Origin of the sequence: Rhodococcus sp. A14, from assembly GCF_011603105.1 — a bacterium.
GTDB classification, from domain to species: Bacteria; Actinomycetota; Actinomycetes; order Mycobacteriales; family Mycobacteriaceae; genus Rhodococcus_F; species Rhodococcus_F opacus.
On record NZ_JAAOQS010000016.1, the window covers coordinates 1 to 12,076 of the forward strand.

The 12,076-nt window shown below is 69.6% G+C and carries 9 protein-coding genes and 2 pseudogenes; 8 read left to right on the plus strand and 3 right to left on the minus strand.

Annotation, left to right across the window (positions count from 1 at the left end; all coding sequences use genetic code 11):
- The first annotated feature begins 196 nt into the window (after positions 1–196).
- From G9373_RS11445 to G9373_RS11455, 3 genes are all read left to right on the plus strand, one after another.
- Positions 197–568: a hypothetical protein gene (locus G9373_RS11445; protein WP_167115191.1), complete on the plus strand. Its 372-nt coding sequence runs from the start codon at positions 197–199 to the stop codon at positions 566–568.
- 433 nt (positions 569–1,001) lie between these two features.
- On the plus strand, positions 1,002–1,355 hold the full coding sequence (locus tag G9373_RS11450) for a Gp19/Gp15/Gp42 family protein (RefSeq protein ID WP_206032074.1): 354 nt from the start codon (positions 1,002–1,004) through the stop codon (positions 1,353–1,355).
- Position 1,356: 1 nt separating this feature from the next.
- Positions 1,357–1,704 (plus strand): hypothetical protein, encoded by a 348-nt coding sequence (locus G9373_RS11455; RefSeq protein ID WP_167115197.1) that lies wholly within the window; start codon positions 1,357–1,359, stop codon positions 1,702–1,704.
- A gap of 614 nt (positions 1,705–2,318) precedes the next feature.
- Here the strand turns inward: G9373_RS11455 and G9373_RS11460 are convergent.
- On the minus strand, positions 2,319–2,531 hold the full coding sequence (locus tag G9373_RS11460) for a hypothetical protein (protein ID WP_167115200.1): 213 nt from the start codon (positions 2,529–2,531) through the stop codon (positions 2,319–2,321).
- 82 nt (positions 2,532–2,613) lie between these two features.
- On the opposite strand from G9373_RS11460, the pseudogene G9373_RS11465 reads away from it, so the two are divergent.
- Positions 2,614–3,114, plus strand: a pseudogene (locus tag G9373_RS11465) (HhH-GPD-type base excision DNA repair protein); the annotation flags it as partial.
- Between the two features lie 6 nt (positions 3,115–3,120).
- On the opposite strand, the gene G9373_RS11470 reads toward G9373_RS11465, so the two are convergent.
- On the minus strand, positions 3,121–4,431 hold the full coding sequence (locus tag G9373_RS11470; protein ID WP_206032075.1) for an ammonium transporter: 1,311 nt from the start codon (positions 4,429–4,431) through the stop codon (positions 3,121–3,123).
- A 252-nt stretch (positions 4,432–4,683) separates the two neighbouring features.
- On the opposite strand from G9373_RS11470, the gene G9373_RS11475 reads away from it, so the two are divergent.
- The 4 genes from G9373_RS11475 to G9373_RS11490 all read left to right on the plus strand — a co-directional run bounded on the left by G9373_RS11475 (position 4,684) and on the right by G9373_RS11490 (position 10,379).
- Entirely contained in the window at positions 4,684–6,936 is a 2,253-nt protein-coding gene (locus tag G9373_RS11475; RefSeq protein WP_206032076.1) for a DNA polymerase III subunit gamma and tau, read from the plus strand.
- 85 nt (positions 6,937–7,021) lie between these two features.
- Positions 7,022–7,720, plus strand: a complete 699-nt coding sequence (locus tag G9373_RS11480; protein WP_169692759.1) for a hypothetical protein — start codon at positions 7,022–7,024, stop codon at positions 7,718–7,720.
- 44 nt (positions 7,721–7,764) lie between these two features.
- Positions 7,765–9,708: a sensor histidine kinase gene (locus tag G9373_RS11485; RefSeq protein ID WP_167115207.1), complete on the plus strand. Its 1,944-nt coding sequence runs from the start codon at positions 7,765–7,767 to the stop codon at positions 9,706–9,708.
- A complete protein-coding gene (locus G9373_RS11490) occupies positions 9,705–10,379 on the plus strand; it encodes a response regulator transcription factor (protein ID WP_133985942.1) in 675 nt (224 codons plus the stop codon). The genes G9373_RS11485 and G9373_RS11490 overlap by 4 nt, the downstream gene beginning before the upstream one ends.
- Before the next feature lie 10 nt (positions 10,380–10,389).
- On the opposite strand, the pseudogene G9373_RS11495 reads toward G9373_RS11490, so the two are convergent.
- Positions 10,390–12,005, minus strand: a pseudogene (locus G9373_RS11495) (amidase).
- Positions 12,006–12,076: the final 71 nt, after the last annotated feature.

Below are 12,076 nucleotides of genomic sequence, written 5' to 3' on the forward strand. Positions count from 1 at the left end.
CCGTATCCCCCCTACCCCCTTCCCAGACCGGGAGGTAATACGCCCGCCATATCCGATGCCGTGGCATCGATGTGAAATGTCGCCCGCGTGCGAGAGCTGCCATGCCAGCCGCCGTCTCTTTTTCTGCACTGATCTTCCCCTGACCTGCACCAACGGCCCTCCGAGGGCCTCTCAAACGACCACTTAAGGAGGCCTGATGGCCGACAAACCCGATATTCCGAGGGCTCCAACGGGCCTCTTGGCACGCGGAAAGCAGCTCTGGAGGGAGCTGCACACCGTCTACGACTTCGCAGATGCACCCGAGAAACAGGCCATCCTCGAGGAGGCCTGCCGGACCGCTGACGTGGTCAAGCGGCTGCAGACGATTGTCGACGCAGCCGACGAGATCCGCGTACGAGGATCCCAGGGCCAGCCGGTGTCCATGCCGGAGCTGCAGGAGCTGCGGCAGTACCGGGCGCTGATGGTCCAGCTGCTCAAGGCGCTCGGATGCCCCGACGACGAGGACACCCTGACCCGCTCCGAGCTGGGCAGGCTCGGCGCTGCAGCTCGCTGGAAGCCGGGTGCCTGATGGGTCGACCGAAACGCCACAAACGCACCCGGTCAGCCTCGAGCCCCGAGGCTCTGGCTGCCCTCCTGCCGGACGAAATCAACTCACTCGAGGGTCTGTGTACCCCCGGTGACTACCAGTCACTGCGGGGCCACGTCGTCGACTGGCTCGACCACGTCGCACCAGGCCAGGAGGCCTCACCCGTGATGGGCGCAGCCGGTCTATCGGCGGCTGATTTCTACCTGGTCGCCCTCGGGGCCGGCCAAAAGCAGGCAGGCCCCTCCGAACACAACCAAGGAGCACCACATGCCCAGACGTAACCGTCGTCGATTCACACACCAACCGCTGGACGGAGACCGGATCAAGGCCGGTCTACCCAAGCCCGAGAAGACCGAGAGGAGCAACCGTGGCACACGCAACCGCTGAGGATGTCCAGGCCGTACTCGGTCGCGGGCTGACGACCGAGGAAACCGCGCTAGTCGAGCGCCGACTGGAACAGGTCGAGCGCATGATCATTCGCCGGATCCCGGATCTGGCCGACCAGATCACCTCAGGCTCTATCGACCAGGCCGACGTGGTCGACATCGAGGCCGAGGCCGTTCTACGGGTTGTCCGCAACCCTGACGGCCTGCTGTCCGAAACAGATGGCGCCTACGGCTACCAGCTCAACCGTGAGACCGCCTCGGGGCGGCTGCAGATCCTCCCGGAGGAGTGGCAGACGCTCGGTATCCGACCGTCCAAGGTGTTCTCGCTCGTGCCCAACCTCGCAGCACCGGCACGAGGTTCGGCGTTCGGGACGGGAGGCTGACGTGTCGCTACTCAATCGAGGTACGGAGACCGTGAAGGTCTTCCCCGAGGTCGTCATCATCGACGACGACGGAAACAAGCTGACCCGACCCGGCACGGTCGGGGTCCTGGCCAAGGCTGTCGTGCAGCCGGTCAACATCGGCATGCTGAGCGCCAGTCCGGAGACGCAGAAGATCGGGTTCGAGACCTCGATCAAGTACCGGTTGCGGCTGGTTGGATACCCCGACCTGCTCGGTGCCCAGTCCGCCGTCGAGTGGCGAGGCAAGCGGTACGTCATCGACGGAGAACCTCAGATCTTCAGCGGCTCGCCGCGTACGGCACGAGCCGAGTACGTCATGATCCGTAAGTGATCTAGGGGGTACCTACACCCTGGTCCGACGCCTGTTAGGCCGCCTCCGTGGCTCTCAGGCGGTGTTGGATGATTCTTCCGCACCGGGTGCCGTACCCGGCTTACCTCCCGCTGCCGGGTGCATCGTCTCCCGTTTCCGTTGTGGTCCAACGGCTGTGGTCCAGTAGGACCACCTCCCCGAACCGGCCTCATGCTGGGAGAGAGTGGAGCGGAGGGAGGGCAGGGCGTACCCCGTACCGCACAAGGTACGGGAGCACATCATGCCGGTCGGTCGTATCGCTACGGTCGGTTGGTGTGAACGCAGCGCCGGGTATTACTCGGCTGCTGCCGGGACTGGGATATTCCACGCGCTCGTACGGCCTCCACGGCCGTCCCCGCTCGAGTCCGCCTTTACCGGGGGAGCTACGTGTGATCGAGAAAAGGGTGCTGTGGCCCCTCTGACGGGCGACGGCACCGCTGGTGAGGCGGCCTACCCGTTGGGAAACCCACGGGCACAGGAGCTTGGAGCGTTGCGGAGGGTGACGCCTGGCGTACCGGAGTGGTCGACAGCACGAAACCGACCCGCAAGGCCGCACAGGTGCTGGTGGGAACCTGTACGACCCAACGGGTCGGTGGTTACGTCTGGACTGGGTACAGCCGTTCGGCGGCGGCGATGGCGTCGAGAAGTTCGCCGGGGTGATCGACGGCAAGCATCGACAACAGGCGGAACGCCAGGTGTCCGGTCGAGTCAGCGCCGAGATGGGCGCTCAGGACGTCGAGGACTTCGCTGGTCGTCAGCGTGTCGAGCGCCTGGTCGGGGGATACAGCTATGCTGCTGGAACGGTTCATAACGGCTATCTCCGTTGTGTCCTAGACCCCCGATCGGTGTTGGTAGCACCTCGGGGGTCGTTTCTTATGTGTGTGGTCCTTTCAGCAGGTTCCGATGGAGACGGCGTTCGCGGGTCCGAAGAAGCTGGACGACCGGATCGGCGGCCTCGAGGTGCACCGCATCGCGGAGATGGATCCGGAAGAGTTCGCGGCCGTCTGCGCACAGACTCCGGCGGTCCACCGGTTTCCCGGATCGATGGCCACCCGCATCCAGTCGCTGTGCGCGTTCCTCGTCGAGAACTACGACGGCAGCGTCGAGGCGTTGTGGACCAGCGGCGATCCCGACGGCAAAGAGGTCCTGAAACGGCTGAAGGCGCTGCCGGGTTACGGCGATCAGAAGGCGCGCATCTTCCTGGCACTGCTCGGCAAACAGATCGGTGTGGAGCCGAAGGGCTGGCGGGAGGCCGCAGGCGACTACGGCACCGAGGGATCCCGGCGGTCGATCGCGGACGTCGTGGACGACAAGAGCCTCCACGAGGTCCGCGACTTCAAGAAGGCCGCGAAGGCCGAGGCGAAGAAGGCTGCGGCAGCGAAGAAGAAGTAGCCGCCGCTACTCGGGATCGGACGGCTTCTGCTTTCGCTCGGCGTCCAGGTGCCGCCGACGTTCGGCCTCGTGCATCCACGGGAAGACGCTGTTGCCCTGACCGCCGCCGCCCGGACCGTGCCCGAGCACACCGTGTTCGTACGCCGATTCGGCGTGCAACGCGAGGTCGATGCCGGACGACTCGTCCTCCGCGCTCACCCGGAACCCGAAGATTCGGTCGATCAGTTTGCCCAGCGCGTACGTCACGCCGAACGCGTACAGGGCGACGACCACCACGGCCAGCAACTGCTTGCCGAGTTGCGCGAACCCGCCCCCGTAGAAGAGGCCTTCCGGTCCGTCGGTCATGACCTCGGTGGCCAGCAGTCCGATCAGGAGGGTGCCGACGATGCCACCCATCAGGTGGACTCCCACGACGTCGAGCGAGTCGTCGTACCCGAGGCGGAACTTCCAGCCGACGGCGAACGAGCAGACCACACCGGCGACGGCGCCGACGACCAGCGCCCCGACCATGCTGACGGTGCCGCAGGACGGGGTGATCGCGACCAGACCCGCGACGACGCCGGACGCCGCACCGAACGTGGTGGGGTGGCCGTCCCGCTTCTGCTCGACGAGGAGCCACCCGAGCAGGCCCGTGCACCCGGCGACGAGGGTGTTGAGGAAGATCGCGGCGGCCGTGCCGTCGGCGGCGAGCGCCGAGCCGGCGTTGAAACCGAACCAGCCGAACCAGAGCAGGCCGACGCCCAGCAGCACCAGCGGAAGGTTGTGGGGGCGCATCGACTCGGACCGGAATCCGAGGCGCGGGCCCAGGACCAGCGCCAGCGCCAGGCCCGACGCGCCGGACACGATCTCGACGACCAGTCCGCCCGCGTAGTCGAGGGCGCCGAACTGCGCGATCCAGCCCTGCGGGTTCCACACCCAGTGTGCGACGGGTGCGTAGACGACGAGGGCCCAGACGGGCACGAAGATCATCCAGGCCGAGAACTTGGCCCGGTCGGCGATCGCGCCGCTGATCAGCGCGGCGGTGATGATCGCGAACGTCAGCTGGAACGTGGCGAACAGGATCTCGGGGACCTGCCCGTGGACGGTGGTCGGGTCGATGCCCACCATCCCCAGGTGCTCCAGCCCGCCGATCAGTCCACCGCCGATGTCGTCGCCGAAGATGAGGGAGTATCCGGCCACCAGCCACGCGACCGTGACCAGGGCGATCGACACGAAGCTCATCATGATCATGTTCAGTACGCCGGTGGAACGGACCATTCCGCCGTAGAACAGGGCGAGGCCCGGCGTCATCAGAAGGACCAGCGCGGTACTGATCAGAAGCCAGGCGGTTGCTCCGGCGTCGATTGCAGGCACGACATTCTCCTCACACACCGGGACGAAACCCGGCGCGGAAAGTCACGATGACCGCGAGCGGTTTCCACTGTGCTGCCGCTGCGTTGCGAACGTGTTACACAATGCGGTCAGGTTCGGACTTTTGCTTGTGAGTAGCGCCCCGAGCGGGTGCTGAGCGGGCGCTTCGACCACCCGGCCCGGACTGTCGGGGACCGCCGGTAGTCTTTCCGCGTGGCCCTGTACCGGAAGTACCGACCCGCATCCTTCGCCGAGGTGGTGGGGCAGGAGCACGTCACCGAACCACTGAGCACCGCTCTCGACGCCGGACGGATCAACCACGCGTATCTGTTCTCCGGTCCCCGCGGCTGTGGCAAGACGTCGTCTGCCCGCATCCTGGCCCGATCGCTGAACTGCGTCGAGGGTCCGACCTCGACGCCGTGCGGCCAGTGCCCCTCGTGCGTGGCGCTCGGCCCCGGCGGATCGGGCAACCTCGACGTCACCGAACTCGACGCGGCCAGCCACGGTGGCGTCGACGACACCCGTGAGCTGCGTGACCGCGCGTTCTACGCGCCCGCCGAGTCGCGGTACCGGGTGTTCATCGTTGACGAGGCCCACATGGTCACCACGGCCGGTTTCAACGCGCTCCTCAAGATCGTCGAGGAGCCGCCGGAGCACCTCATCTTCATCTTCGCCACCACCGAACCCGAGAAGGTGCTGCCGACCATCCGTTCGCGCACCCATCACTACCCGTTCCGGTTGCTCGCGCCGGCGACGATGCGCGGGTTGCTGGAGAAGATCTGCCACCAGGAGAGTGTGCCGGTCGCCGACCCGGTGTATCCGCTGGTCATCCGCGCGGGTGGCGGTTCGCCGCGTGACTCGCTGAGCATCCTCGATCAGCTGCTCGCCGGAGCCGGCGACGAGGGCGTCACCTACCCGCGCGCGCTCGCGCTGCTCGGCGTCACCGACGTCGCGCTCATCGACGACGCCGTGGACGCGCTCGCCACCGGTGACGGTGCAGCGCTGTTCGGGACGGTCGACCGGGTCATGGACGCAGGCCACGATCCGCGCCGGTTCGCCGTCGACCTGCTCGAGCGCCTGCGCGATCTCATCCTGATGCAGGCGGTGCCCGACGCCGCCGAACGTGGCCTGGTCGACGCGCCCGGCGACGTGCTCGAGCACATGCGCGCCCAGGTCCAGCGGATCGGTCCCGCCACGCTCACCCGCTACGCCGAGGTGATGCACGCGGGCCTCGGTGAGATGCGCGGCGCCACCGCCCCCCGCCTGCTGCTCGAAGTGATGTGCGCCCGGATGCTGCTGCCCTCGGCGTCCGATGCGGAGTCCGCGGTGCTGCAGCGACTCGAACGCGTCGAACGCGGACTTCCGCCCGCCGGGTCGGCGCCGGCCGTCGACGCGGCCGAGCGGCCCACGGCGGCTCCTGCGCGTGCGCCGCAACCGCCTGCCGAGCCGGAACCGGAACCGAAGTTCCAGCGACCGTCCCTGCGCCAGGCCGCGGCAGCCACCGTGCCCCCGCCGCCCGAGCCGGAACCCGAACCCATGCCGCGGCCGGTTCCGGAACCCGCGCCGACACCCGTTCCCGAACCGGAGCCGCAGCCCGAGCCGACGCCTGTCCCCGAACCGACGCCCGCGCCCGAACCGGCCCCTGTTCCCGCACCCGAGCCCGAGCCGGCCCCCGCGCCGGCGCCCGCTCCCGTCCCGGAACCCGAACCGACTCCTGCACCGGAACCGACTCCTGCGCCGGAACCGACTCCCGAACCGGAGCCGGAGCCACCGCTCGCCCCCGAAGTGGAGGCGGAGCCCGCCGCATCGGCCGGCCCGGATGCCGCCGCGCTGCGCGAGTCCTGGAACTCGCTGCGCGAGAAGGTGAGTCAGCGGAACAAGATTCTGCCCGCCATGTTGTCGGCCGCGACGGTGCACGACGTTCAGGGCAACCGCCTGATCCTGGCGCACCCCGTCCCCAACCTGGGCGCTCGCATCGCGTCACCGCACAACGCCCAGGTGATCACCGAGGTGCTCACCGAGATGTTCGGCGGCACCTGGGAAGTGGAGTATCAGGCCGGTGCTCCGACGGCGCCGCCCCCACCGGTCGCGAAGGCCGCTGCAGCGCCGACGAAGCCGGCAGGCGCACCGCGATTCTCCCGGCCCAGCCAGGAGAAGACTGCGCAGCGTCCGCCGCAGCAGCCGACCGACACGCAGCGCTCCGACTCGGGTCCGGGTGCGGGTCAGGCACGTCCGTCGTCCGAGCCGGACGACGACATTCCGCCGCCGGAGGCACCCGACTACCCGGACGATCCCGGGCCGATCGACTACGAGGCTTCGGCGACGACGCCGCCCGTCTCCACACCCGAGGACGAGGAAGAGATGTTCGCGGAGGCGGCGGAACCCGCCGACCCCGCGACCCGTCGCGACCCGGAAGACGTGGCGTTCGAACTGCTCAAGGACATGCTCGGGGCCAAGAAGCTCGAGGGCTGACCCGACGGGGCAGTCGTCGCCGGTCCCGAAACGTCGGGACATCCGCCCCTGGTGCCCGGGACGCCGGGTGGCCGATTCTCGTCCCATGAGCACAGTGAATGTTCCAGACGGCGTGCAGAACGAGGTCCCGGCGACCGGGCGACCGCGAGGTGGCCGGTGGTGGGCCTACGTCGGGGTCCTCGCCGGCGTGGCCGGAATCGTCGGCATCCAGGCGAGCATGTCGATCGACGCGGTCTACGCGGAGGCGTCGGCCGGTGACCCGGTTGCCATCATGAACGGCCTCGCCGGACAGCGCACGGGGATCCTCGTCATGCACGTGTCGATCATGACCGCGGCGCTGCTGATCCTCGTGTTCGCCGCCGGGCTGTCCCAGCGGCTGCGAGCCGCATTGCCCGCCGAGAGCATCCTGCCGTCGGTCGCGGCGTTCGGTCTGGTCCTGACGTCGGCGGCGTGCCTGCTGGGGACCGGCCTGACCACCGAGCTGGTGTTCGGTCTCGGTGACAACGAACAGCTGGTGCCGGAGTTCGCGGTGGTCGGCGGCCACTGGATGGGCACCATCCCGTGGCTGTGGGCGGGCGCGGGTGTCAGCGCGGTGGCGGTGGCCGTCGCACTGCTGCGCGGACAGGCGGGCCCACGGTGGATCGGCTGGGTCAGCCTGGTCCTGGGCCTGGTGACGGCCGTCATCGGCGTCTCGCCGCTGCAGTACCTCGCCGGGTTCACGGGACCGCTGTGGGTGCTGGTGAGCGCGATCGGTTTCGCTTTCGCCGACACCGTGCGCGAGTAGGGGCGATACTCGTTCGCATCATGGTGAAGCAGAAGGACACTCGAATGACCGAGGGGTCGGCAGGTACGGGCGGTGCGCCCGTACCTGCTGCTGTCATGGCGGTGTCCGCCTGGATTCTGGTCGTCCTGTCGGTGGCGGCGTTCGTCCGGGCCGATCCGGGCATCGATTCGAACCAACTGTTCTTCCTGGTGGACGTCGTCGGGGCGGCGGTCTACGGAACCGTGGCGGGCGTCGTCCTCGCGCGGCGGGTGCACCCCGTGCCGATCATCATGGGGCTCACCGCGATCGGCGTGGGTCTCGCTGCGCTGAGCTACAGCTGTTCGCAACTCGCGGTCGTGCGTCCCGGGCTGCCGTGGGTCGACGTGCTGTCGCCGCTGCAGAACACGGCGTGGATTCCCGGAACGCTCAGCCTGTTCCTGATCGTGCCGTGGCTGATCCGCGACCACCCGCTGGGCGTCGGCGCGAGACTCGGCGTCCTCGCGGGTATCGCCGCGACGGCCTGGTACTTCTGGTCCCGCACGTTCACGGAGATCCCCGCGGTGTGGGTGATCGTGCCCGTTCTCGTCGTCGGCTCCGCGGCGGCAGCGGACTGCGGGTGGCGGTGGCGGCACGGCCCACCCGACGAGCGTGTCGGGCTCGGATGGATGTGCCTCGGCACGGCGCTGATGACCGCCGCGTACATTCCGTTGGCCCTGCCCGCGTCGCTGCCGGGACTGTGGGTGCTCAACCCGTTGGTGCACTTGGCTGTTCAGGCGTTCTATCCGGTCGCGATCCTGGTGTGCATCCTGCGCCAGCGCATGTGGGGGCTGAATCTGGCCGTCAGCCGCGCGACCGTGGCCGGTACGCTCACCGTCCTGCTGCTGGCGCTCTACGTGGTGGTGGCCACGGCCGTGACGGCGCTGCTGCCCGAGGGTGATTCGGTGGGGGCGCAGGTGGTCGCGGCGGGTGTCGTCGCCGTCGCGGTGCAGCCGGTCCGGCTGTGGCTGCAGCGGCGGGTGCACCGCCTCGTCTACGGTGAGGGCGCGGATCCGGCGCGGGCCGTCCGGACCCTGGGCCGGCAGTTCGGCAGTGCCGAGACCCCGGAACAACTCCTGGAGGGTCTCGCTGCCGGCGTGGGTGTCGCGTTGCGGCTCGAATCCGTGTCCGTGCGGCGCACCAGCGGGGTTGCCGCGGTGTGGGGTTCGGCGACGGGGCACGCCGAGTCGGTGGAGCTGGTCCACCGGGGTGCGGCGCTGGGGACGATGGTCGTGACGGCGCCGCCGGGGGAGTCGCTGGGGGCGCGCACCCGCCGGTCGCTCACCGAGCTGTCGGCGGTGGTGACGGCCGGTCTCGTGGTGCTGCAGTCGGCGGAGAACCTGCAGGAGGCGCGACGCCGGCTGGCGTCCGTGCGACTGGAGGAGCGGCAGATGATTCGCCGCGAACTGCACGACGGGCTGGGTCCGTCGCTGGCGGGTATCCGACTCGGCCTGCAGGGCGCCCGGAACCTGCTCGGCTCGGACCCGGCTGCCGCCGCGGAACTCATCGGCGCGTTGCAGGAGCAACTCGACCATCAGGTGGAGGGCGTCCGGCAGCTGTCCCGCAGCATGTTCCCGCCGGTGCTCGACGAGCTCGGACTGGTCCCGGCGCTGCACGAACTGGCAGCCAACCAGTCGCGCAGCGGATTCCGGCTGCGGGTGCAGGCCGATCCGCCGCCGAGGCTGGGTGCGGAGATCGGCGCCGCCGCGTACGGGATCGTCGTCGAGGCCGTCACCAACGCGCGCAGGCACAGCGGCGCCGACGGCTGCCGCGTCGACGCCACGTTCGCGCGGGAGATGCTCACGGTCGTCATCCACGACGACGGGTGCGGGTTCGATCCGACCGGGGGCGGCGGCGTCGGGACCCGGTCGATGCGCGAGCGGGCCCACGAACTCGGTGGCACGCTCCACATCGAATCCGCCCGTCCGACAGGCACGGTGGTCACGGCCCGGTTACCGTTGACCGCATCATGAGCGCAGGCACCACGAATTCCACCACGTCGTCCATCCGGGTCGCCGTCGTCGACGACCACCCGGTGTTCCGGCTGGGGATGGTCGCGTTGCTGTCGACGCTGGACGGCATGGAGGTGGCCGCGCAGGCCAGCTCCGTCGCGGAGGCGCTCGACGTCGTCGACGGCGACGTCGACGTGGTGCTGATGGACCTCGAACTCGGGGACGGTTCGGGGGTGGACGCCACCCGGCGGCTCCTTGAGCGGCACCCCGCACTGCGGGTGCTCGTGGTGACCATGCACGAGGACGACGAGTCGCTGGTCGCGTCGGTGCGTGCCGGGGCTCGCGGCTACCTGGTGAAGGGGGCCGATCCAGGGGAGGTCGAACGGGCGGTCCGGGCGGTCGCCAACGGGGAGGTGATCCTCGGCGCCGCGGTGGCGGCGCGCGCGATGAGCTTCATGGCCGCCTCACGCAGGGTGGGGCCCACGGTGTTTCCCGAGCTGACCGACCGGGAGCGTGAGGTCCTCGACCTCGTTGCCCGCGGCTACGACAACGCGAGCATTTCGCGGCGGCTCGTGCTGAGCCCGAAGACGGTGCGCAACCACGTGTCGAACGTGCTGGCCAAACTCGGTGTGCCCGACCGTCCCACCGCGATCGTCCGGGCGCGGGACGCGGGTCTCGGCCTCGCCGCCTGACCGCGCGAGGTCACACTGCCGCGGTCGACGTCGTCGGCACGAACCGGATGCCCGGGCCCGTGTCGTTTGTGTTGGTTGCGGTCGGTCCGGCACCGGGGGCTGCCACCCGCACCTCGGGGATCCGCCGCGGCGACGGACCGATCGGCGGCGTGTCCCGCCACACCGGCTGCGCCTCCTGCAGTTCCAGGACGATGGAGATCAGCGACGCCTCGGACCACGGAACCCCGCCCAGTTGCACCCCGAACGGAATGCCGGTGGCCGCGGACCGGCCCACCGGGGTGCAGACGACCGGTGCTCCCGTGTAGTTGGCCCAGAAGTAGTTTTCCCGCGCACCGGCGAACACGCTCGAATCGGAGAGCGCGTCGCGCCGCACCCCGTCGGTGAGGGACGCAGAATCGCATCCAGCCGGTGCTCGGCGAACATCCGGTTGTAGTCGTGCTGGAAGCGCAGCCGGGCGCGTTCGAGAGCGAAGTAGTCCGCGACAGGCAGGGCGAGGCTCGCCATCGCCGCGGTCGCGGCGAGCGCCGACTCCGGACCGTACGCCGGGAGCCGGTCCGCGAACTGCCGGTGGTACGAGCCGAACTCGGCATAATCTCCGCTCAGCAGCCCCTTCGGGACGTCGGGCACGGTCACGTCGACGATCTCGCCGCCCAGCGCGCGGACGAGGTCGAGGAACGCGGAGAACAGGGACCCGATCGGGCCGGGCAGCTCGTCGGCGACACCTCGCGGCAACCCGAAGCGCGTGCCGGACAGTGGGCGTGACCCGCCCGCGGCGGTCAGCGGGTAACCCTCCGCGGGAACGTCCGGACCCACCGACGTGCTGGGATCGTCGACGTCGACACCCGCCATGTGGCTCAGGAGCAGCGACGCGTCGGCGACACTGCGTCCCATCGGGCCGGTGTGATCGCGCGTCCAGGTCAGCGGAATCACCCCGCTGGTGCTGCACCGGCCGAACGTCGGTTTGATCGACGTGATCCCGCACGCGCTCGCGGGAATGCGCAGCGACCCGCCGGTGTCGGTTCCCACCGCACAAGGCGCGAATCGTGCGGCGAGGGCGGCGGCGCTGCCACCGGACGAACCACCCGGCGAGTACTCGACGTCCCACGGGTTCCCCACCTGCGGTGTGGCGGTTCCGACGGCGAACTCATGGGTGTGCGCGTGGCCCATCAGCACCATGCCCGCGTCGCGCAGTTGCCGCCACACCCCGGAATCGCCGGCGGCGATGTTGCCCTCGAGGACGCCGCTCGACGCCGTCACGGGCAGCCCGACCACCGCGTACAGGTCTTTCAGTGCGATCGGCAATCCGCAGACCGGCGGCGCGGACCCTGCCGCCAGCCGATGCGCGGCCGACTCCGCGGCCTCGTACGCCTGCTCGGGATAGATGCGGATCCACGCCCCGATGCCGCCGTCGTGCGCGGCGCTGCGTGCCAGGCACGAGTCGAGCAGTTCGCGCGGATGCAGCGCCCGGGACTGCAACAGCGACGCGGCCTCGACCGCACTGAGGAGAGCCGGATCGGACGCGGTGATCGCGCCAGGGGACGGCAGTCGGAGAGCCGGGTTCGCGGACGCTGCGGCACGCCCCAGCCCGGCAACGGTCACCGCACCCGCGGTCGCGGCGCCGAACAGTTGCCGACGGGACAGTCGGGTGGTCACAGCGTGTTCTCCTCCGCTCGGATCGGGTCGAGCGCCGCGTCATT